The organism is Pseudoalteromonas luteoviolacea DSM 6061, assembly GCF_001625655.1.
Classification (GTDB): domain Bacteria; phylum Pseudomonadota; class Gammaproteobacteria; order Enterobacterales; family Alteromonadaceae; genus Pseudoalteromonas; species Pseudoalteromonas luteoviolacea.
Window position 1 is genome coordinate 18,139 of the sequence record NZ_AUYB01000147.1, and the last position, 22,891, is coordinate 41,029.

Annotated in this window: 16 protein-coding genes; 11 read left to right on the forward strand and 5 right to left on the reverse strand. The window is 42.2% G+C overall.

Going from position 1 to position 22,891, the window contains the following annotated elements:
* The first annotated feature begins 60 nt into the window (after window positions 1-60).
* The 3 genes from N475_RS23005 (at window position 61) to N475_RS23015 (ending at window position 4,313) form a co-directional block, all read left to right on the forward strand.
* Entirely contained in the window at window positions 61-366 is a 306-nt protein-coding gene (locus N475_RS23005) for a hypothetical protein (protein ID WP_155732619.1), read from the forward strand.
* A gap of 325 nt (window positions 367-691) precedes the next feature.
* Window positions 692-3,478 carry a collagenase gene (locus N475_RS23010; protein WP_063359196.1) on the forward strand — a complete coding sequence of 929 codons (2,787 nt, stop codon included), beginning with the start codon at window positions 692-694 and terminating at the stop codon, window positions 3,476-3,478.
* A gap of 82 nt (window positions 3,479-3,560) precedes the next feature.
* The gene (locus N475_RS23015; protein WP_063359197.1) at window positions 3,561-4,313 is read left to right on the forward strand and encodes a type 2 periplasmic-binding domain-containing protein; all 753 of its coding nucleotides are present in this window, start codon (window positions 3,561-3,563) and stop codon (window positions 4,311-4,313) included.
* A 42-nt stretch (window positions 4,314-4,355) separates the two neighbouring features.
* Here the strand turns inward: N475_RS23015 and gloA are convergent, their stop codons facing one another.
* From gloA to N475_RS23035, 4 genes are all read right to left on the reverse strand, one after another.
* Window positions 4,356-4,796 (reverse strand): lactoylglutathione lyase, encoded by a 441-nt coding sequence (gene gloA, locus N475_RS23020; RefSeq protein ID WP_063359198.1) that lies wholly within the window; start codon window positions 4,794-4,796, stop codon window positions 4,356-4,358.
* 69 nt (window positions 4,797-4,865) lie between these two features.
* A complete protein-coding gene (locus tag N475_RS23025; protein WP_063359199.1) occupies window positions 4,866-6,815 on the reverse strand; it encodes a pre-peptidase C-terminal domain-containing protein in 1,950 nt (649 codons plus the stop codon).
* Between the two features lie 14 nt (window positions 6,816-6,829).
* Window positions 6,830-7,498: an Lcl C-terminal domain-containing protein gene (locus N475_RS23030; protein ID WP_063359200.1), complete on the reverse strand. Its 669-nt coding sequence runs from the start codon at window positions 7,496-7,498 to the stop codon at window positions 6,830-6,832.
* Complete coding sequence (locus N475_RS23035) at window positions 7,495-9,006, reverse strand: ethylbenzene dehydrogenase-related protein (protein ID WP_063359201.1); 1,512 nt, start codon at window positions 9,004-9,006, stop codon at window positions 7,495-7,497. Before N475_RS23035 ends, N475_RS23030 begins: the two co-directional genes overlap by 4 nt.
* A gap of 160 nt (window positions 9,007-9,166) precedes the next feature.
* Here N475_RS23035 and N475_RS23040 point away from each other — a divergent pair, with 160 nt between their 5' ends.
* The 7 genes from N475_RS23040 to N475_RS23070 all read left to right on the forward strand — a co-directional run bounded on the left by N475_RS23040 (window position 9,167) and on the right by N475_RS23070 (window position 17,684).
* On the forward strand, window positions 9,167-10,354 hold the full coding sequence (locus tag N475_RS23040; protein WP_063359202.1) for a sensor domain-containing diguanylate cyclase: 1,188 nt from the start codon (window positions 9,167-9,169) through the stop codon (window positions 10,352-10,354).
* A 74-nt stretch (window positions 10,355-10,428) separates the two neighbouring features.
* A complete protein-coding gene (locus N475_RS23045) occupies window positions 10,429-11,487 on the forward strand; it encodes a DUF2066 domain-containing protein (RefSeq protein WP_063359203.1) in 1,059 nt (352 codons plus the stop codon).
* Window positions 11,487-12,191, forward strand: coding sequence for a DnaA regulatory inactivator Hda (hda, locus tag N475_RS23050; RefSeq protein WP_063359204.1), 705 nt, complete (start codon window positions 11,487-11,489; stop codon window positions 12,189-12,191). The genes N475_RS23045 and hda overlap by 1 nt, the downstream gene beginning before the upstream one ends.
* 84 nt (window positions 12,192-12,275) lie before the next feature.
* Entirely contained in the window at window positions 12,276-13,256 is a 981-nt protein-coding gene (pheS, locus tag N475_RS23055; protein ID WP_063359205.1) for a phenylalanine--tRNA ligase subunit alpha, read from the forward strand.
* Between the two features lie 13 nt (window positions 13,257-13,269).
* Entirely contained in the window at window positions 13,270-15,657 is a 2,388-nt protein-coding gene (gene pheT, locus N475_RS23060; RefSeq protein ID WP_063359206.1) for a phenylalanine--tRNA ligase subunit beta, read from the forward strand.
* A gap of 2 nt (window positions 15,658-15,659) precedes the next feature.
* A complete protein-coding gene (gene ihfA, locus N475_RS23065; protein WP_010377997.1) occupies window positions 15,660-15,959 on the forward strand; it encodes an integration host factor subunit alpha in 300 nt (99 codons plus the stop codon).
* A 141-nt stretch (window positions 15,960-16,100) separates the two neighbouring features.
* Window positions 16,101-17,684: an EAL domain-containing protein gene (locus tag N475_RS23070; protein WP_063359207.1), complete on the forward strand. Its 1,584-nt coding sequence runs from the start codon at window positions 16,101-16,103 to the stop codon at window positions 17,682-17,684.
* Between the two features lie 61 nt (window positions 17,685-17,745).
* Here N475_RS23070 and N475_RS23075 read toward each other — a convergent pair whose 3' ends face one another.
* A complete protein-coding gene (locus N475_RS23075) occupies window positions 17,746-19,368 on the reverse strand; it encodes an alpha-glucosidase family protein (RefSeq protein ID WP_063359208.1) in 1,623 nt (540 codons plus the stop codon).
* A 652-nt stretch (window positions 19,369-20,020) separates the two neighbouring features.
* Here N475_RS23075 and N475_RS23080 point away from each other — a divergent pair.
* On the forward strand, window positions 20,021-22,879 hold the full coding sequence (locus N475_RS23080; protein WP_063366028.1) for a TonB-dependent receptor: 2,859 nt from the start codon (window positions 20,021-20,023) through the stop codon (window positions 22,877-22,879).
* Window positions 22,880-22,891: the final 12 nt, after the last annotated feature.

The following is a 22,891-nucleotide window of genomic DNA, read 5'->3' on the forward strand; positions in this document are numbered from 1 at the left end:
ATGGAGTGTAATAATTTCGCGTGGCAAAATAGTCGTAGATTATTGGAGCAGGGTAAGATCATGATTTCTACTATTTTTAAGTCTTTATTTTTTAAAACTCTTAAAAGTGAGGCTGGTAAACGAGTTGCAAAAGCAGTGGTCGATAAGTGTGTCGATCAAGGGATGGACTATGTGAAGCAAAATCACCAGCGTGGGGCGAAACCTGATCAAGTAGAAACCTTGGGTCTTGTTGAAGGGCTAAATAACCTTACGAAGAGAAATTTACCAGACGGTGACTATCCACTGCGGCTGGAAAAGCAAACTCTATTAGTCACAATGCGCAATCAAGGCGTAGTTCATATTCAATATTTGAATAAAGCAATGTAAAAACTAATAGTAACTGTTATAAAAAATTCAAGGGAAGCTGAAACATTAGCATCATATTACATTCCTTAAATAGTATAAAATCACCTCACTTTTACTTTCTAACCTTTTGTTAAATATAAGTTTGTACTCTATTTTTTCAGATGAATATTGAGTGCTTTCAATCGTCATAGAATAAATTAGTTAACAAAAAACAATTAAAGCGTTTAATTATTGCTCTGTTTATTACGTAAAGTTATATAAAATATATTGTATGCAATATTGCTGTTGTGTTAAAAATATGTTCCCGGTTAGCGGGTTTGGATACACATTTTAAAAGGTTAAAAATATGAAACTTAAAGCAATTGTACTGTCTTTGCCGGTATTAGCATTCAGTTTACATGCCCATGAGCATCAAGCTGAGCGCGCTTTTAAACCATTGACAACATCATCGCCAGTTCACTTTTCACATGGTGATGAACACAGCACAAAACACGACGAAAAAGCACCATTCGCTGAAAGTGAATCTCCGATTATTACAGCGAATATGATGACTGCAAATCAAATGCTGTCTGCGTCCAATGAGGTCGCGGCAGATTGCGATCTAAATCAATTGGCGCAAGCCAGTGCAAGCAATATTGCCAGCTTGGTTGTTAATCAAGGTACAACCTGTGTGAATCAGCTATTTAGCGCGCCTAGTGCAACGCAAACTGCCGTTTTCACTACTGCTAAAATGCGCGCAGCAGCTGAGTACGCAAGATCACTGACAACAAATTACGATGGCAATGGCAGTGCGGCCTTGGAATCTCTATTCCTTTTCATTCGCGCAGGTTATTATGTAGAATTTTATAATGACTCGGTCACATTTGGCGCAGATCTAAAACCTATCGTTAAAGGCGCAATCGACGGGTTTGTGAATAACTCTCACTTTTACGACAACAGTGATACACATGGACGCGTGTTAAAAGAAGTCATTACAACGATGGACTCATCTGAGATGCAAGATGTATATCTGCCTGTGGTTAAGTCTTGGTTGCAGCGTTGGAACCAAAATTATGCTGACAAATGGAATATGCGTAGTGCTGTCAACGGGGTATTTACCATTTTATACCGAGGTCAGTGGAACGATAATTTTGTCACTTTGGTACAGTCTGATACGACGCTTGTGAGCTTGCTTGATAACTTTAGCAAACAAAGTTGGATGATTGGTTCTGATGCCGAATATATGATCATTAACTCAGCAAGTGAACTAGCGCGATTAAAGAATTATAAAAATGCGGCGATTCAACCCGCTGTAGATACTGCATTAAAAGCGCTATTTAGCCGTTACGAAAGTTTTGGTTATGGAGATGGGATTTGGTTAGCAGCAGCGGATGTTGCTACTTATTACGCAGATTGTAATGACTTTGGAATCTGTAATTTTGAACAAGAGCTCACCGATAAGGCGCTGTCTCAAACTCACCAGTGTAGCTCTACAATACGTATTCGTTCTCAAAATATGACTAATGCGCAGCACCTTTCGGCGTGTCAAACAATGGCGTTAGAAGAAACGCGCTTCCATAATATGTTAGAAACTAACAATACGCCTGTCGCCGATGACAATAACACCATGCTGCAGGTTAATATTTTTGATAGTAGTAGTGACTACGGCAAATATGCTAAAGCAATCTTTAAAATTGATACCAATAATGGCGGTATGTACCTTGAAGGCGATCCGAGTAAAGTAGGCAACCAAGCTAACTTTATCGCTTATGAAGCGACATATGCCAAGCTGGATCATTTTGTTTGGAATTTAGAGCATGAATACGTGCACTATCTAGATGGTAGATTTGATTTGTACGGGGACTTTAATGCGCCTACCGAAGCCATTGTTTGGTGGAGTGAAGGGGTCGCAGAATATGTGGCTAACTTAAATGACAATCAAGCTGCGATTGATACCATTAAAGATGGAAGCACATATCAGTTGGGCGAAATCTTCGAAACGACCTACGCTGGATTTGATCAAGACCGAATTTATCGCTGGGGTTACCTCGCAGTCAGGTTTATGTTTGAACGTCATTTTGAAGAGCTGAAAGTTATGTTGTCGCAAACCAGACAAGGTAACTGGAGTGGTTATAAAACCACAATTAATGGTTGGTCTCAGCGTTACGCTCAAGAGTTTACCCAGTGGACTCAAGAGCTGGCAGGTGGTGGTGACAACAAAGCGCCAATCGCTGCAATTAATGGCCCATACTCAGGTTCGGTCGATAGCGATATTTTATTCAGCAGTCAAGGTAGCTCAGATCCAGAGGGACAAGCATTGACTTACTTGTGGCAATTTGGCGATGGTAACCAAAGTACACAGGCGAACCCGAGACACCGTTACAATACAAAAGGTGAGTATAGCGTTTCATTGACAGTGAGCGATCCACAAGGCGCGAGAGCAACCGCATCAACGACGGTAACGGTCTCTCAATCTGGCGATGGTGTGACAGAGCTGCAAAAAGGCCAGTCATTAATCGTTGCTGCTCAACAAGACGATATGACACACTTTAAGATTGAAGTGCCAGTAGGCGCGACTAACCTAAACATAGCAACTTCAGGTGGCAGTGGAGATGTTGACCTCTATGTGAGACATGGTCAGCAACCCACACTAGATACTTATGATTGTAGACCTTATGTGGGCGGCAATGCTGAGCGCTGTACTATCGCGACGCCAACGGCTGGTACCTACTATATTATGTTGCGCGGATATAACGCTTACGAGAATGTTTCGCTTGTGGCTGACTTTGATGCACCACCTACAACTTTACCTGATTTGTGTAAAACGCAAGGGGGTGTGTCGAGTGGTCGTTTGGTGGCTGGGACAGCCGTTTGTTTGGCGAGCCAAGAGCCAATGTGGTTCAGTTTAGAAAATGTTCAAGACCAGGGTAATATCAGTATCCAAACAGCGCATGGTAGCGGTGACCTAACGCTTGAGTATAGCAATCAAGGTTGGCCAACCGACTCTAACGTAGAAGCTCGTTCTGCTCGAAACGGTAATAGTGAATGCGTTAATTTATCTGGTCAAAGTCAATACTGGGGTTACTTAAAAGTCTCAGGAGCTCCGCAAGGAGCAACGATACTTGTAAAGTACAATGACGGAAGTTGCCAGTAACCTAATGTCATAAAACTTGATGACTGAATGGGTAAGATATAGATTTAATATATTGCCATTCAGTCACTTTTTAGGAGTTACGTTGCAGCAGCTAATTATCATTGGCATATTTATGTTGGCGCCATGGTACGCGTGGGGCGAGCAAATAGAGCGGGTCAAACTGTATACGTATCACGATAAGCCACCTTATATCATGGAGTTAAAAGATAGTTCAGGGCTTTACTTTGATATTGTTCGGCTGCTTAATGAATTTCATGACGATGTACAGTATCAGCTCGTGTTCAGGTCAAAAACACGTATTCGGGAAGAGTTAGAAAAAGGCCAGCTCGAGGGGGCCGTGTTGGGTGTTAATCCCGTGTGGTTTGGTGACAACGACCAGATAAAATATCTGTGGAGTGATCCGCTTTTCTACGATACGGATGAATTTGTTTCGAGTGTTAAGCGTCCATTTGACTATTTAAACCCTACATCGCTGCATGGTAAACGCTATGGTGGCGTTCAAGGCTATTTTTACCCAAAGTTGCATGATGCAGAAAAACTCGAAAAGTTAGAGCGTATCGACGCGAGTAATGAAAAGGCACTATTAGAGCTTGTGCTAAAACAACAAATTGACTTTGCTGTAGTGAGTCGACCAACTTTTTTTTACTATGCAAGAAAGCACGGTTGGTGGACCAGTCTCTACTTGTCTCATCAAGCCCACCAAAAATATTATCGCGCAATCCTTGTTCCCAAAAAGCATAAAGACAAGTTGGGTAATTTAATGAAAACCACGAACTCAATTGGCTTTAAAAAACATATGAAACAATTGGTGAGTTCGTATCATATTTCAGAGTGACGAGTGAAGATATACTCCACTCGTTTAAGTCAGGTGTTCAGCTTACCAACTACCTGTATTTGGCATAGAGGCCCATGGTTCTTGAGGTAGCCTTGCTTGATCTTTTTGTAGTAGTTCAATTGAAATACCATCAGGTGATTTAACAAATGCCATGTGGCCGCATCGAGGAGGCCTGTTTATGGTCACTCCCGCTTGCTGTAGCTTATCGCATAATGCATAAATATCGTCTACTGCAAACGCTAAATGGCCAAAGTTTCTACCACCAGTGTACTCTTCAGGATCCCAGTTATAAGTCAGTTCAATGGTAGGAGAGAAGGTTTCCTGCGCCTGTTCAAGTTGGCCTGGTGCTGCTAAAAATACCAAAGTAAATCGGCCTTTTTCACTTTCTTTGCGTTTTACTTCAACTAGCCCAAGTAGGTCACAATAAAATTTAAGTGATGCGTCTAAGTCTTTGACACGCACCATAGTATGTAAAAAATTCATAATTTGCCCCTTATGATAGTGCCTAATAGATATGGGCTAACTATTACATCACAAGGGGCGGGCCGAGAATTAGTATTCAGCGACCAGTTTTAAACCACTGTATGTTTCGTATGCTCTGACACCTAAATGCCACGTTCCCGCGCTTGGGTTGGTGATAGTACAGGTTTCAGAATTACCGTTTTCATAGGGGCGACATTCGTAGCTTGATGTTGTTGGTTGGCTGCCAAAGCGAACATACAAATCGGCATCACCTGTGCCACCACTAATGGTTACGGTTAACTTGGCTGTGCCTGCAGGAACATCGAATGTTTTGTGGTTCCAGTTAGATTTACTGGCGCTAAGTCCAGTCCATTCTTGTCTGTTGCCTGGGTTTGATGTTGCGCTGTATGAGCCTACTAGAGATACGCCACTGTATGCTGCATAGCCGTTTAGCATGACATAATAAGTGCCAGTTTGAATGGAGGAAATCGTACATGATTCATTATTACCATCCTTATAAGGGCGACAGTCGTAGTTAGATGTGCTTGGCTCAGCACCAAATTTCACATACATATCTACATCGCCCGTTCCACCACTTGTTGAGAATGTTAAACGTGTAGTATTGGCTGGTACGTCCATGGTGTATACAGACTTCGCGCCTTTAGCACCACTGATCCCATTAACTGGAACGTCATTTTCGAGTACATTTGGCTCTGGACCAATTGGTGTCTCGATAACTGAAAGGCCTGATGTGTTTCGTACTAATGGAAGAATTTCTCCCAGTCCACTTGCATACCACCAGCTTACGTTACCAGGTAAGGCAAGCGGATCGGCAGCGCGCTGTTCGCGAGTAAGTGTATTTGCGCCAGAAGTAAACTGTGCGGTTCTGACTTCTAGCTTATTGGGTGTGACCGAAAGAACTTTAAACTGCTGAATACTGGCCAGATCAATAGTCCAAGACTTAGGATCATTGGCAGACCGAGCTGGCGCGCCCCAGCTACCTTCACCAACGTACACGGTACCGCCAGAGGTGGTTTTTACAAAGTTATTACCTGAAGGTTTAAGCGCTTCTGTGATTTTGTTGATGTGCGTATCCGACTCAACCACAAGGTTCATAGCGTTGTTATAAAAGTCGTTAGCCCACCAAGTGTGTAATATTGTGTTGTCAGATTTGCCAGAGTAATGGGGGTACATCGGCTTATGATACTGAGCAACTCGCCATTTCGCGCTGTTACCTTGGCTCTGCAAATCTTGCTTTAGCCAGTTATTCATGGCGGTTGCATAGCTTGACCAACCACTATTTTTGTACTGGCTGTTTAGGGTGTAAACACGTAATAAGTTGGCGACGTTAAAAGCGCCATAGGTATCAGCATTGGTACACTGGCCATCATTGTTGTAGTCGACTCCAAACACTTGGCACAGTGTTTTATAATTGTCATCTTCATGATTGCCGTGGGTTGCGATGAAAGGGTATACGCGTTTATAGCTTTGACCACCAATAACGTCTGATGAGAACGTCAGCTGCCAATCTTTTAAATATTCCTTCATTTCTGAGGCTGAGTTTGCATTGGTGTAGTCACCGCCATGCATGATAAACAAAGGTCTGATCTTCGCAACCATTTGGTTACCCGAGCGACGTGTTGTCCAGCCTGTTCGCGTATCGCCTCCAGCAATGGCAACAAACCCGGTTGATGTGGTTGCTGGGGCCGTTTTGAACCATAAGTGTTGACCACAGCCACCACTGTCACAAACACGATAGTAAATTGCTGAATCTGCGGGCAGACCAGTAAGCTTTACAAATTGACTGCTCAAGCTACCAGCAAAAGTATGACTTGCTGTGACGGACTTAGTCGTCCAACTTGATTCATTGGTACTAGTACCATACTTGATCACATGGTTTGAACCGCTTGTTGGCGTGAAGCCAATGGTAGCTTGGCTACTTGGGTTTCCATCCCAAATAATACGATGATAGTCACTTGCGCCATAGCATGTATTGGCCAAAAGTAACGAACTAGCGATACCAATGTGGAGCGCTCTCATAGTTGTTATTCCTGTTAATGTTGTTTAATTGTTGCGCGACGACTTAGCTGCGGGTGTTTATTTGTTGTTGGTATATCTGCCACCAACATAACAAATGCGGCATTTCGGTAAGGTAGGATGTAACGCTTGCCAAAATGAAAATTAACGGCGGTGGCACCCATTCCATGGCTGCGGTATTGTGATGGCAGCTTAATGCCATGTTCTGAGCTCCAATAGTCTCCCCGTTTTATGTGTATAAAGTAATCGTTGGCGATAAAGGGCTGCGACGGCGAGTTGGGTGCTTGTACTAAACTATTGAGCTCAGTTGCACTAGGTAAGCGCCAATTACTCAGGCCGCAAAGGCCCTGTTTATTGGTGCGGCGGATGAGGTCTTGAGTATCACAGCGGTTGGGCTCAAAATAACAGTCCCCAAAATTGCTTTTGCCATGCTGACCATCAAACCATGAATAGGTCCAGTATCCATCATGGATACTTTCGTTGTCAGTTTTTACTTCCCACAGTACTTCGTTTTGGTTGTCCAACACACAGGCCCAAGGGCCTTGCCAAGGTAAAAGTACTTCCCCTGATTGGGCAATTTTTGTGTAGCGCTGGTGATGTTTGATTTGTGGTTTGTCTCTCGGTATTAAGCAGATAGCAATCAGTAGCACCAATATAATCACTGACCAAGTAAGGCGTTTAATCATAGTGAGTACCTCAACTTAATTGCTTGGATGTGACGAGTATGTGCAATTTGAGAATGATCAAATGCTGACACCCACATACAAGTGCCAGTCTTAAGCGCTACATCATATTGGGATTGTGTGTTATGTTTTCGAACTAATTCCAAGGTCCATCTGCCGTTTTTCCACTCGCCTCGTGCTCTCACATCGGCTCTATCTCCCTCAAAGCGGTTAGAACGATACAAAACTGAGGACAAAAGAGTGCCGTTAGGGTAGTGATCTTGAGATGCATCATATGGGGCCGAACCAAACCAAGGTAGCACCGAATTGTGTGCTGATTGTATTTGACTTAATTGCGCTGGTAGACGTTTAGGTATAACGCCATTCGGTGTATACCATTGCCAGTTCATGACATAAGCACCGCTTTCTTTCCCGTCTGGTTGATACCCTGCTGTGTAACGCCGTTTACCACTCAAATGCGCTGCTGGTGGTCCAATAAAGTTGTCATCGGCAAGATACATATCATTGGTGCGCACTGCCTTCCAATGCCAAAGGTCTCGAGTTTTTCCATCTAAGCTGGCGTGATAGCCTTTACCATGCCAATTTTTAGGTTTGTTTTTTATTGGCTTATCACCCAAATGTAAGGTTTTATCACCTGCAATGTCACAGCCCTCAGACAGCATGACTGCAAACTTATCTTCATAAAAGGTGCGCTCATCAAAGTTATAGAATCCATTTTCCTTTACTTTCCAGCCAGTATTGGTTTTTAGCAACGGTAAATGGTTAGTGCTTTTTGTGGCGTCTTGCCATGAAATCAGAAAATAGCTCTCATATTTATTTGCGAGTGCTTTGACGGTGACTTCAGTTGAACCTTGATGAAAGTTGGCTCCACCAATAGTCATAATCGAGATTGGTGTAGCCTCATTCCACGCTTTTTCGTCGCCTTTACCATCGATTTCGATAAAAGTGGTGTTATCAATTGTTAATACTTTAAGTTGATGAGTGGTATTTTTGATTAAAAACACGCTCGATAATGACGCAACTAAAATACCAGTGGCAATCCCGTAATGACGGAATGAGACGCGCTTAGGCAAAAGTACACTCAGTACTCTGCGACCATTTTGGATGATATAAATCCAAGAATGTAAAACGAGGTAGCAGCCCATCATCCAAATTGCAATTTGATGAACAGTACGCGCAGTGTCAGTGAGCATATCGCTCCAAATTAGCCAACCAGAGATACTGATAAGTGGCAACGATGTATACCCTAAGTAGTTAATAATTTTGTGGTATTTTGACTGGATACTACGAAAAGGGCTTGTAAACGAATGCAATAAATAGCAGGCTATAATTAAAGTGATGGCAACACCAAACCCCAAGTGCCAAACATGCATTTGACCTTGAGGTAATAGCACCGAGACTGGAGACAGCCAGTCTTGACTAACCATTGCTATTCTCAAGCCTGTAAGCATGCTGCCGATAACAACAACAATGGCCAAGATATGAAAGATGATGAATGTTTGCCGATCCATAAAAGCGCGCATATTATTATTTTTTGTAAACTAACTGTAAAGTATTATGTTTACACAATTATGTCATTTTTCAAATACTGCAAAAGGTTAAAGTTATGGCTAAACTTTGAGCTGTTTGGCTGATTAAAGGTTAAAAACTTATATTTATGAGGGATACGAGATGAAAGAAATAGCTGTAGATGCAGTAGACAGCGGCTATGTGATCGATAGCATGACAGATATAGTTGCATGCTTAAACACGTCAGATTCAATTCAACGATTTTTGTTAGATATTCACTGTATTTTGCAAAAAGTAACCTATGCAGACAATTTCTTTGTCGTGCTCTACAAAGAAAACGGTAATCTTTCTTTTCCATATTTTCACGATGTTAAAGACGATATGCAGGCGGAAGATTTGGAAAATCTGTCTTTGGATGACATTTCTCATTCGCTTACTGCGTACGCTTTAAAGGCGAATAAGGTCTGCAATTTCAATCAAACTGATATTGAAACCCTAATGAAAAACAACGAAGTAAATATTTTGGGGTCTATTCCTATGCAGTGGCTTTGCTTTCCGTTAGTCAATCGGAGCCAGCATTTAGGTGCGTTTATTATTCAGTCCTATCGAAAAGAAGATGAATACTCTGGCATGATTGTCGATGTGCTTTATACCATCAGTCATGTTATATCTTCGGCATTAGATGCTTTCAATAATCAGCAAGCTTTATTAGAAGCCAACCGAGCTTTGCAGAATTACCAATCTGAATTGGAAGCTAAAGTATCTGAGCGGACCTGTGAATTAGAAAAAAGTTTAAGCAATCTAGAGCAGGAAATCGAAAAAAGAGAAGCTCTACAACAACAACTAGAGCATGACTCCTTACATGACAGTTTAACAGGATTGGCTAACCGTAAGTTTTTATTTAGAGAGCTTGAGAGGTTGGCTGCAAGGTCGCAAAGAAGTGATGTACTGGTTTATATTTTGTACCTTGATTTAGATGACTTTAAACCGATTAATGACAATCATGGTCACCAAAGTGGTGATCTTGTTTTGCAAACAGTCAGCAACCGACTAAATCAGGTTTTAAGAAGTTATGACTTTATTTGCCGCTTAGGTGGTGATGAATTTGTCGTTATGATCACAGAAAAGATCGATGTGGCTTCTTTGGAATTATTGGCAAATCGCATTCTTCAGTCTATCGCATCTCCAATCAAACTAGAGTCTGGTATTGAGGTTAAATGCGGCTGCAGTATAGGGGTTGCGTCTGTTGTTAATCAGCCATTCAATGCGGAGGGGGTGCTACATGATGCGGATTTAGCATTGTACGAAGCCAAAGGAAAAGGAAAGAACCAAATTTATTTTGCACAGTAAATGTTTAGGCATTGCTTTACCAGCGCGTATGATTGCATTAGGATCAAACTTTATATTTGTTTAAATGGTTGGTAATGGCACAGAAACTCTTTTTAATCTGTTTTCTTTGGATGTGCAGCTCAGCTTATGCGATAGAGGTGACAGATCTCTATGAAGCGACCCTGGTTGTTGATGACAAAACTCGTGCAACCAGAGCAAAGGCCAGTCAAGATGCGTTGGATCAAGTGATTAAAAAGCTGACTGGCAAGGCTGGTAATGGCAACCATCCCCTCATTAAAAAAAGTAAAAGACGTATTTCTGATTACATGCTCAAGTATGAATATATTGAGCATGTAGAAGGTGAGCTAAAAATTAAGGTACGCTTTGAGGCTGAAAAAGTCGAAAAGCTGGTCAGAGACAGTGGCTTTGGACTGTGGGGGAACCGTCGTCCTTTAATCGCTATCTGGTTAGTTATAGAAGACAACCTCAGGCGAGACTTTGTAACGCAAGAGAGCTACCCGCAGCTAGAGCGCCTTATATATGACACAGCAGCAGAGTGGGGTGTACCGGTTGTAGTTCCGCTTATGGATTTAACCGACCGCGCCCAAGTTGGTATCGCAGAGGTATGGGGTAATTTCTCTGAGCCTGTTGAGGCCGCGTCAGCGCGGTACAGTGCAGAACGTGTTATTACTGGTCGTTTGTTTAAACAACCTAATTCAAGTAGCTGGCAACTAGATTGGCGTTATACGGATGCCGATATGTTTGAGTCTGTTCAATTGGTTGGTGACAAGCAGCAACTCCTAATCTCCATGGTTAATGAAATGTCTTCGGCACTTGCTGGCGAATATGTTATCGACCCAAATAAGTCTTACGCCACAAATAGTACTGTTATTACGGTAGATGGCCTGCGTACCTTTGACAAAGTTGAGCGTGCAAAAAGGCAATTACTTACCATTAGTACAGTAAATAGTGTGGATGTGGTGTATCGCAGTAAGGCGCAAGTGCAATTCGAAGTAGAGCATATGTCGTCAGTATCTGATCTGCAAAAGTCATTGAAATTAGAACAATCGTTTGAGGTTTATGTGGACCCTCGGGCATTCCACCAGGTTGCTAGCTCATCAAACCTTAGGTATAGCTGGGTAGGGCAGCAGTGATGTTAGATCCGATGCAGTTAGCTTTACCCGTTACTTTACCTGATGATGAAACGTTTACTTCGTACTTTGGTGGTGAAAAATCGCTGGAAGTTACACACTTAAAAAAAGCACTGAGCGAAATTCAGCAAGACTTTCAGTTTACTTATTTATGTGGGCTTGCGGATTCAGGAAAGTCACACCTTCTCTATGCCACGTGCATACATGCACAAGAGCTTGGGCTTTCAACCATTTTGATCTCGTTACGAGAAGTAATTAAATTTGGCCCCGATGTATTGGAAGGGCTTGATGGACTTGATGTCGTGTGTATTGATGACGTGCATTTAGTCGCAGGCAATGATGCGATGGAAAAAGCCTTATTTAATTTTTTTAACCGGTTTAATGAGGCTGGAAAATGTCTTGTGATGACAGCTGATTTACTCCCAAGTATGTTAAATATCGCACTTCCAGATCTTGAATCTAGATTGGCATGGGGCACTACTTTCCAGATCCGTTCTATGAGTGATGATGACAAAGCTGAAGCTTTGGTCAAAAGAGCAAACATGAGAGGGCTTGAATTGAGTGATGAATGCGCGCGATTTTTGCTAACGCGATTGAGTCGTGACATGCGTGCTTTACTCGATGTTTTAGACAAGTTAGACCACGCATCCATGGCTGCACAGCGAAAACTTACCATTCCTTTTATAAAAGCCACCCTAAAGCTGTGAATTTGGGCTAGAATCTAGCCCCATCTTTCAGTTATCATAACTGATTCAGAAAAGGCAAATTACCTCAACCAGATCAGGTATAGAATGAACTTAGAGAATATTTTAGCGCAAGCGCTTGAAGCCGTTTCAAGTGCCAGTGAGATTGCGCAACTTGAGGAAGTCAGAGTTAACTACCTTGGTAAAAAAGGTGAAATTACTGGACTACTAAAAACCCTAGGCAAACTAGCGCCTGAAGAGCGTAAAGAAGCGGGTCAAGTAATTAACCAAGCTAAAAACCAAGTACAAACTGCGATTAACGAAAAACGTGAAGCGCTAGCTAACGCCGCACTAGAGCAAAAGTTAGCAGCTGAGACTATTGATGTTACGTTGCCAGGGCGCACAGTACCTGCAGGTGGACTTCACCCAGTAACACGTACAATCGAGCGTATTGAAACATTCTTTGGCGAACTTGGCTTTGCCGTGAAGTCTGGACCTGAAGTTGAAGATGATTTCCACAACTTTGATGCGTTGAATATACCTGAACACCATCCAGCACGTGCTGATCACGATACTTTCTATTTCAACCCGAAGCTTGTATTGCGCACACAAACAAGTGGCGTTCAGATCCGTACTATGGAAGCTGAGCAGCCGCCGCTGCGTATTATTTCGCCAGGCAGAGTTTACCGTAATGATTACGACCAAACTCACACGCCAATGTTCCATCAGGTTGAAGGCCTAATGGTTGATGAGAATGTCAGCTTTACTGAGCTAAAAGGTATTTTGCATGACTTCCTTCGTAATTTCTTTGAAGAAGACATGGAAATTCGCTTCCGTCCTTCATATTTCCCATTTACAGAACCTTCAGCTGAAGTTGATGTTAAAGGTAAAAACGGTAAATGGTTAGAAGTACTTGGTTGCGGTATGGTGCATCCAAATGTGCTGCGCTCTGTAGGCATTGATCCTGAAAAGTACACTGGTTTTGCCTTTGGTATGGGTGTAGAACGTCTAACTATGCTGCGTTATGGTGTAAACGACCTACGTGCATTCTTCGAAAACGATTTAAAATTCCTAAACCAATTCAGATAAGAGCGAACCAAAAATGAAATTTAGTGAAAAGTGGCTAAGAGAATGGGTTAATCCTGCGATCGATACGGATGCTCTATCTGAACAGCTTTCTATGGCAGGTTTAGAAGTAGACGGTGTTGATCCAGTTGCAGGTGACTTTGACGGCGTTGTTATTGGCGAAGTTGTAGAGTGCGGCCAACACCCTGATGCTGACAAGTTACGTGTAACCAAGGTAAATGTTGGTGAAGAAGAACTGTTAGACATCGTATGTGGTGCTGCAAATTGTCGTGCAGGTTTAAAAGTAGCAGTTGCGAAAGTAGGCGCTGTTTTACCAGGTGGCTTCAAAATTAAAAAAGCGAAGCTTCGTGGCCAACCGTCACACGGTATGTTGTGTGCGTTTGAAGAGTTAGGTATGGCGGAAAGCTCTGATGGCATTCTAGAATTACCAGCAGATGCGACCATCGGCCAAAATATTCGCGAATATTTTTCTCTTGACGATGTAACCATTGACGTTGATCTAACGGCTAACCGCAGTGACTGTTTAGGCATCAAAGGCCTTGCGCGTGAAGTAGGTGTACTAAACGGCTTAGACGTAACAGAGATTGAAATCGGTACAGTTGAACCAACAATTGATGACAAAGTAGAGATTGAACTTGTAGATAGTGATGCATGTCCTCGCTATTTGGGTCGAGTTATCAAAGGCATCAACCTAGACGCTGAATCACCACTTTGGATGGTTGAAAAGCTGCGTCGTTCAGGCATTCGCTCTATCGACCCTGTTGTTGACGTGACGAACTATGTATTGTTAGAGCTTGGCCACCCAATGCATGCTTTTGATCTTTCAGCGATTTCTGGTGGCATTAAAGTGCGTAAAGCTCAGCAAAATGAAGAGCTGGTATTATTAGATGGCAATACTGCAAAACTAAATACGTCGACGTTACTTATTGCAGATCACGAAAAGGGACTAGCAATGGCTGGTATCTTTGGTGGCGAAGCGTCAGGTGTAAAAGAAGGCACACAAGACATTCTGTTAGAAAGTGCTTTTTTCAGCCCGCTAGCAATTGCTGGTCAAGCTCGTAGCTATGGCTTGCATACGGACGCATCTCACCGTTATGAGCGCGGCGTTGATCATCAACTGCAGCGTGATGCAATGGAGCGCGCCACCGCATTACTACTTGAAATCGTAGGTGGTGAAGCTGGTCCTGTGGTTGAAGCTGTATCAGAAGCTGATTTACCAGCCGCTAAGTCAGTGACTTTACGTCGTGAGCGTTTAGATCGCGTGATCGGTTACCATATTGAAGACGAAAAAGTAACAGACATTCTTGCACGTCTTGGTTTAGAAGTAACATTTGAAAACGCACAGTGGCAAGCTCAGGTACCAAGTTACCGTTTTGACATCAGCATTGAAGAAGATTTGATTGAAGAAGTTGCACGTGTATTCGGTTACAACAACATTCCAAATGTAGCGCCAAGTGCAGCACTTAAGATGACAGATCACCAAGAAGCTGCACTACCAATTTCTCGCTTTAGAAATGAACTTGTATCTCGTGGGTATCAAGAAGCGATTACATATAGCTTCGTAGACCCTAAAAAACAGGCGCTACTTCACCCAGAAAGTGACGCACTCGTGTTACCACATCCTATTTCTGTTGAAATGTCGGCGATGCGTGTGAGCTTAATGCCTGGTTTGGTGAATGCATTAGTTTATAATCAGAACCGTCAGCAATCTCGTATCCGCTTCTTTGAACATGGCTTGAAGTTTATCAAAGATGAAAGTGCTGAAAACGGTGTTCGTCAAAGCGCTGTGCTTGGTGGTATTGTTTATGGAAACACGCACAATGAGCACTGGGGAATTGCGAGTAGAAAGGCAGATTTCTTTGATATTAAAGGTGATGTTGAAGCATTGCTTGCAGTTTGCAATGACCCTGCTAGATTTAGTTTTAAAGCCGAAGCGTGCGATGGGTTACATCCAGGTCAGTCAGCTGCAATTTATGCAGATGGCGTTAAAGTTGGTTTTATTGGTGCGATTCATCCTCAACTACAAAAGTCGTTGGAATTAAATGATACAGCGTATGTATTTGAGGTAGAAGTGGCTGCAATTACGCAAAGAAAGCTGCCAGAAGCCGTTAGTATCTCAAAATTCCCATCAAATCGCAGAGATATTGCTATTTTAGTTGCAGATGATGTAAAAATAGGCGATATTTTAGAAAGCATTGAGAAAGTTGGCGGAAATCAATTAGTTGACCTAAACTTATTCGATGTGTACAAGGGCAAAGGCATTGAACCCGATTATAAGAGTTTAGCCATCGCCCTAACACTACAAGCCGTTGATAAAACGCTCGAAGAGAAAGATATCAATGAGGTTGTAGACAGAGTCGTGGCCGAATTGGCCAAACAATTTAATGCATCGTTGAGGGACTAGATATGGCGCTTACTAAAGCCGACATAGCTGAACACCTATTTGAAAAATTGGGGATAAATAAAAAGGATGCCAAAGACTTAGTTGAAGCGTTTTTTGAAGAAATCCGCTCAGCGCTTGAAAATGGAGAGCAGGTAAAGCTTTCCGGTTTTGGCAACTTTGACCTACGTGATAAAAAAGAGCGTCCAGGTCGAAACCCTAAAACTGGGGAAGATATACCTATTTCTGCAAGGCGTGTGGTTACTTTTAGACCTGGTCAAAAGTTAAAAACACGTGTTGAAGTAGGCACTAGCAAAAACCTTTAATAGCAGATTGGTGCAAAGCTGTGAAAGCAGCTTTGGCAGCTGTCACCAAAAGGGTCTATCTGTAAAGATAGACCCTTTGTCATAAATCTGTAATTTTTTAAATCTAAACTTTTGCCATATTATTGAATCTAGGAACTTAGCTTGCGTCAGAGAAAACATTCTTGGACAAACAGCATCAAAAATTTTTTTGTTTCTTGGTTGATCTGCTCATTTATTTTTGGGCTTTTATTCACATTCATTTATATTCAACACAAAGAGTCTGAAAAAGCCTCTGTTCAAGGCATGGCAGAGCGTGTTCTTGTGGATCTAGAATCACAGCTAGATACTGTAGATGATTTCCTTCGTCAGTCCGAAAGTATTGATACAAGATGCACAGATGACACTGTTCGGCACATGCGGCAGTTCGTCTTTAAGAACCCTGCAGTGAGTGAAATCGGGGTTGTGACTCCACGCGGCGATCTTATTTGTAATTCATTTGGGGTACTTTCAAAACCCATGTATTTATCAGAGCCGCTTAAAAAGCGTGGCTTACGTTATCATGGCCCAATCATTTCTGAATTTTTACAGGTGCCTGCATTTGTTCTAGCTAGAACTCGCCATGACGGTTTTGAAGTGAATGCTTTGTTGCCAACAGACTGGATCAACGACACGCTACACTTGCGAAAGTACAAAGAGTTAGATTTTGTAGCCGTTGTTGATACAGAAACAGGGGTCCCAGTATTTTTGCAAGGGCAATATAGTTTGCCACTTAATCATACTGTATTTCCACTTAGCCGCAGTACAGAGATCGAAGGGCGTTTTGACGACCAAACCCAAAAGTACTTATACATCAAGCCATTTAAAAATGTCCCTAGACTTGCCGTAGTGGTGGGCAAGAGTGCGAAGTATTTAGGTATGCCAAACCCTCTTTGGTTGCTGGTGTTGTGTCTTTTATATTTGGCTTCTTGGGTAGGCTTAGTTTTAGTACTTAACCATTATGATAAACGCTTGTTAAGTAGCCGAACATTACTACTTGATGCCATTTATCGTAGTGAACTATTTAATGTTTACCAACCCTTGGTCAATGCTCAGAATCAAAAGATAAAAGGGGTTGAAGTGCTGATCCGTTGGATGCACCCCTTGGAAGGAGAGTTAGGGCCTGCTTATTTTGTACCTGAGGCTGAGCGAGATGGCACAATACTCGAACTGTCTTTATATCAGATTGATTTAGCCTTGAGAGATCTAAAACCAATTCTTGCAAACAACAACAACTTTAAAGTGTCTTTTAACGTTAATGGGTTTTTGCTTATGTGCCCTAGCTATATAAGAAAGCTCTGTGAAGCAAAAGCAGTTTTTAACAACCTGACTATCGAACTGACTGAGCGAGATGTACTCTCTGAGGCAAAGATAAAACTGATACTTAAAGAGTTGGTAGATTTAGGCATTGAAATTGCCATCGATGACTTTGGTACTGGTTATAGTGGTTTACAATATTTGCAGAGTTTTCCAATCGACTTACTAAAAATCGACCAAAGCTTTGTAGCCTCGATAGGTCTAGACAATTTGCAATCTCCAGTATTGAATGCGGTAATTGAAATGGCAGAAAAGCTCGATAAAAAGCTAATTGCAGAAGGTGTTGAAACGGCCCAACAAGCTGATTACTTATTTGATCGAGGCGTCGTTGTGCATCAAGGTTGGCATTATTATAAAGCTTTAAATATAAGCGAGCTTAAACGTGCACTTTAAATTGTATTAACACCTATCAATAAAAAAGCCTCCTATTATAGGAGGCTTGGAGTCATCTGTGTTAGCTAGATGCGAAAAAGCAGCCGTAACCGGGCAGGGTTACTTTTCCTGCTGATTGCTCACCCGAGTGATGAGCAAGTTCCTTAATTGGGGTGTAACTACCTTCTTCGACCTCAAACTCAGCATTTTGTTCAGATAAATTAAACAGACAAAGTAACTTTTTATCGTCAAGTATTCGGTAGAATGCAAGAACAGGTTCATTTGTTTCAACAAATTCAATATCGCCAGTGAGTAACTCTGGACGAGTCACGCGCCAGTTTAAAAATGCTCGGTATTGTGCAAGCGTTGAGTGTGGATCTGATTCTTGGTTATAAACTGACTTTTTGGCATGTTCGCCATATATTGGTAGCCATGGAGTACCTTCTGTAAAGCCAGCATGTTGCTCACCATTTTGCCAAGGCATTGGCGTACGACAGCCGTCTCGACCTTTAAAGTTTGGCCAAAAAGTAATGCCGTATGGATCTTGCAGGTCCTCGAAAGCAACTTCGGCTTCTCCTAAACCCAGCTCTTCACCTTGATACATACAGACACTGCCACGCAGCGAGCCTAGAAGCGCTGTTAACATTTTTACTTGCTGTGGGTTTACGCTTTTGCCGTCTTTTGACCATCGACTAGCTACTCGTTGCACATCATGATTGCTAAAGGCCCAACATGGCCAGCCTTCGGTCATGACTTCTTCTAAGCGAGACACGGTCTCCCTAATGTATTGAGCGCTGTAGTCATCGGTTAGCAATTCAAAGCTATATCCCATATGAAGCTTGTCGCCACCCGACGTGTACTCAGCCATGGTCTGGAGTGAATCTTCAGACGAAATTTCGCCTAAACTTACTGTCCCAGGATATTGATTCAATAACGATCTAATTTCAGCCATAAAATCTAAATTTTCTGGCTGTGTGTTATTAAAGTAGTGATACTGGAAAGCGTAAGGGTTGTCTTCACTAAACCCTCGGCCTTGACGCAGCTCTTTTGGTTTTGCCGGGTTGTCTCGCAATTGCTTGTCATGGAAACAAAAGTTGATTGCATCCAAACGGAAACCATCGACTCCTTTGTCCAGCCAAAACTTAACGTTATCAAGAACTGCTTGGCGTACCTCTGGATTATGGAAGTTCAAATCAGGCTGTTCGGTTAAAAAGTTATGCAGGTAGTATTGGCATCGTCTTGGTTCCCATTGCCAAGCTACACCACCAAATATTGATAGCCAATTGTTTGGTGGGCTGCCATCAGGTTTCGCATCTGCCCACACGTACCAATCAGCTTTGTCATTCAGTTTGTCGGTACGGCTTTCAATGAACCATGGGTGCTCGTTAGAGGTGTGACTCAAAACCTGATCAATGATGATCTTAATATCACGCTGGTGTGCTTGCTCTATGAGCTTGTCAAAATCTTCAATATTGCCAAACATCGGGTCGATATCTCTGTAGTCACTGATATCGTAACCGAAGTCTTTCATTGGTGATTTAAAAAAGGGCGAGATCCATACAGCATCTACACCTAGAGACTTGATGTAGTCTAATCGCTTGATGATACCTTGAAGGTCACCAATACCATCACCTTTGGTGTCTTGAAAACTACGTGGGTAAATTTGATAGATTACCGCACCTTTCCACCATTCATTTTGAGCCATGCACTATTCTCCAGCTTGTGCAGTGATTTCACTTTCTCAGGTAGGTGTCCTACGTTTCTGAGCATGACGTGAATCGGGTCATTAACATTGTCGAAAAGCATACGGCATGCTCGCATATGAGTAAAAAAACTGCATACGTATGCATCAAAATTACTTCAATTTTTCTTTAATTCAGAGGCTAGAGGAGGTTTACACACAAGACTTTACCAATTTATAGTTAGAATATGGAGAGTGTAGGTATTTTAAGGGGTATAAGAAAAATAATTGGTATTACCAATTTTCAATTGGAGTTCTAAAATTAATATATCTGTAAGAATCCTGTCATACTATTTCCTGTAGAGGCTGTTTGGTTACATGAATGTAAAGTAATATTAAATATCTACGGGATTTTGTTAAAAGCACTTAATTGAGAAATAAGGCTATATAAAACAGGAGGCTAGAATCTTGTTTTAGACTATTTGTCGATTGTAAAAGGCGACCAATCATTTTTGAATACGTATGCATAAAGTTGTGAGCAGCCAAGTCACAGCGCTACTATTGCCGGTGACAACAAAATTAACGTCACATGAACTTATTTTTGCATTATTAAAATCAATGATTGCTAAAAATAACGCGTAAGCGACGTATAAAAAGCTAATTGGGATAAAACAATATGTCTACGTTCAAACCAAGCTTATTAACAGCTGCATTAATTGCTGCTGGTGTAAGTCACTCTGTAAGTGCGCAAGAGCAAGAAACAGCAAAGAAGAATGAAGAAGTTGAAGTAATCGAAGTGCGTGGCATAAGCCGCAGTATCATTGCTTCAATCGATAAAAAACGATTTGGCGATACCGTATCAGAAGTGGTTGATGCGGGTGACTTAGCTTCTTTACCAGATATATCAATTGCAGACGCACTGAGCCGTTTACCGGGTGTCACAGCAGTGAGAGACAGCGGTCAATCATCTCAGCTAAATATTCGTGGTATGAACGGAGATTTCATTCAAACAACATTAAACGGCCGTGAGCAAGCTAGTACCAGTGGATACTCTGCCGGTAGCCGTTGGATCTCCTTTGATCAATACCCATCTGAACTGATCACGCAGGCAGCTGTTTATAAATCGCCTAAAGCCTCTTTAGTAGAAGGCGGCGTTGCGGGTAGCGTTGAACTCAAAACAGCGAACCCACTAGATGCAGATAAGACACATAACTTTAATGCGAGCGCAAGATTTTCGCATAATGACGCGGCATCAGACATCGACGCAGACGCAAACGGAGAACGTTTAAGCTTTTCTTACCAAGGCAAGTTTCTAGATGAAACATTAGGTTTTGGTATTGGTGCAGCATTCCTAAATCAGCCAAATAGTTCGGTAGAATTCTCAGGCCACTCTCCTGAAGGTACACGTGATATCGATGGTGATGGTGAAGCGAATGAGCGTTCATTTAACGGTTATCAGTACAGAAACTCAGTGGGTACTGATGAGCGTTTAGGTTTGATGAGTACTTTAGTCTATCAGCCAACTGATAATCTTAAGGTTCAGTTTGACTACTTCCACTCTACATTTGATTCAGAAGACCGCAAAAACGGTTTGAACTTAGAAGGCTTATCGCGTTCTAGCGATTTATATGACCTGAGAAATGCCAAGCTTGAGAATGGCTTTTTGGTTGCGGGTGATGTTTACATAACAGACACAAATGGCCCTTGGGTAGAGATGCGTTCTGAAGACCAATCGACTGAGTCTACAACGGATAGCTTTGGTTTGAACTTAGATTACTCTACTGATAAGTGGGAAATCAGCTTCGACCTTGCTCACAGTGAAGGGGAAAAAACGCGCCGCGATATGATTGCGTCTATGCATGCCTATGAATTTGGTACGGCAACGTTAGAAGACGGGACTGTAGTAGAAACTTGGCAGGAGCTAAGCAACCAATACTTTGGTTTTGAACATCAGTCGACCGATGCTGCAAAATTGGTATTAGGTCATGACTATACTGACCTTGCTCATATGCGCTTGGGTGACTGGGAACAATTCCCTCATAAGTACACTGATAAAATCGATAGCGCGAAATTAGACTTTAAATACCACATTGAACACGACATTATTTCGTCGGTTGAAGTGGGTGTACGTTGGTCTAAACGTGAGTTTACAGATCAGCGTTCAACGTTCCGCTGGGGGGCTCGTGAAGGACAAAATGGCTATCGTTTACCAAATGGTGAGATTGTTACAAACAAAAACTGTGAGTTTAACCACCAAAGTCACGCCTGCGTTCCACATGATTTAACTGGCTTTGTCACTGTTAAAAACGGTGGGGGCTTTGATTACTTCGACCTAGACATGATAGGTATTGCTAACTCTGTATTTGGTGCTGGAAACTATGAAGGGCAACAAACTTGGGAGCATAACTGGACACTAGTAGAAAGTGGTGCAGTTAAAGAAGAAGTTACAGCGGCTTACGTTATGGCGAACATCGATACCGAAATTGGTAATATTCCAGTATCAGGTAACTTTGGTGTACGAGCGGTACGTACCGATACTAAGTCTATTGGTATTCAGCAAATCCAAGGCGATGAAGTTGGCGACTCAATTACCGATGACAATGGTGTAACTCGCACAGATTATCGCCATGTAAACTATGGTCCTGAATATACAGATATCTTGCCATCACTAAACCTTAATTTCCGCATTACCGAGCAAGATCAAATTCGTTTTGCTGCTGCAAAAGTAATGGGACGACCTCCTGTGAATCAATTACGTGGTGGTGCGGGTTCATGGGCAGATACTGCTAACGATGGTGTAAGCCGAAGATACAATGTTTGGTCTAAAGGTAATCCAAATCTGGATCCATTTAGAGCAAATCAAATGGATTTATCTTACGAGCATTACTTCGAAGATGGCGGTGCATTTGTCGCGGCGCTATTTTGGAAGAATATCGAGTCATTGATTGAAGATGTAACGTATTTTGAAGGTGAAATAGATTGGTCTTCGATTGGTCTAGAAGTACCAGAAGGGTTCGTACCTGGTCAATATCAGACGACGCGTAATAACGACAAAGGCGGTTATATTCGCGGTCTTGAGCTAGCGTACACAACGCTGTTTGATAACTTGCCGGGTGTTTTCTCTGGTTTAGGTCTAAACGCTAACTATTCTTACACAGAAAGTGAAACAACCATTGATGGTGGTAGCAACTTCCCAGATCTGCAATTAGATTTGCCTGGTCTGTCTAAGCATGTGTGGAGTACGACAATATTCTGGAATATTGATAAGTTCACAACGCATTTAAATATTCGTTACCGTGACGAGTACACGTACTTAGGTGCGACACCGGGTGGCACAACGCCTACCACGGCTGATGAGTACACAGTTGTTGACTGGCAAGCGACGTATGACTTTGACAACGGAATACAAACTGTATTCCAGATCAACAACTTGACAGATGAACCTAATACTTCAAACCTAGGTAGTCCACTAAGAACAGGTGAAGATAAAGTATTTGGTCGTCAATACTTCTTAGGCTTTAACTACAGCTTTTAATTAGCAAAGTTA

Coding starts and splice junctions, on each gene's coding strand:
- ihfA (WP_010377997.1), top strand. CDS start 15,660: ATGGCGCTTACTAAAGCCGACATAGCTGAACACCTATTTGAAAAATTG.
- N475_RS23005 (WP_155732619.1), top strand. CDS start 61: ATGATTTCTACTATTTTTAAGTCTTTATTTTTTAAAACTCTTAAAAGT.
- N475_RS23035 (WP_063359201.1), bottom strand. CDS start 9,006: ATGGATCGGCAAACATTCATCATCTTTCATATCTTGGCCATTGTTGTT.
- N475_RS23025 (WP_063359199.1), bottom strand. CDS start 6,815: ATGAGAGCGCTCCACATTGGTATCGCTAGTTCGTTACTTTTGGCCAAT.
- pheS (WP_063359205.1), top strand. CDS start 12,276: ATGAACTTAGAGAATATTTTAGCGCAAGCGCTTGAAGCCGTTTCAAGT.
- N475_RS23080 (WP_063366028.1), top strand. CDS start 20,021: ATGTCTACGTTCAAACCAAGCTTATTAACAGCTGCATTAATTGCTGCT.
- pheT (WP_063359206.1), top strand. CDS start 13,270: ATGAAATTTAGTGAAAAGTGGCTAAGAGAATGGGTTAATCCTGCGATC.
- N475_RS23040 (WP_063359202.1), top strand. CDS start 9,167: ATGAAAGAAATAGCTGTAGATGCAGTAGACAGCGGCTATGTGATCGAT.
- N475_RS23010 (WP_063359196.1), top strand. CDS start 692: ATGAAACTTAAAGCAATTGTACTGTCTTTGCCGGTATTAGCATTCAGT.
- N475_RS23075 (WP_063359208.1), bottom strand. CDS start 19,368: ATGGCTCAAAATGAATGGTGGAAAGGTGCGGTAATCTATCAAATTTAC.
- hda (WP_063359204.1), top strand. CDS start 11,487: ATGTTAGATCCGATGCAGTTAGCTTTACCCGTTACTTTACCTGATGAT.
- N475_RS23045 (WP_063359203.1), top strand. CDS start 10,429: ATGGCACAGAAACTCTTTTTAATCTGTTTTCTTTGGATGTGCAGCTCA.
- N475_RS23030 (WP_063359200.1), bottom strand. CDS start 7,498: ATGATTAAACGCCTTACTTGGTCAGTGATTATATTGGTGCTACTGATT.
- gloA (WP_063359198.1), bottom strand. CDS start 4,796: ATGAATTTTTTACATACTATGGTGCGTGTCAAAGACTTAGACGCATCA.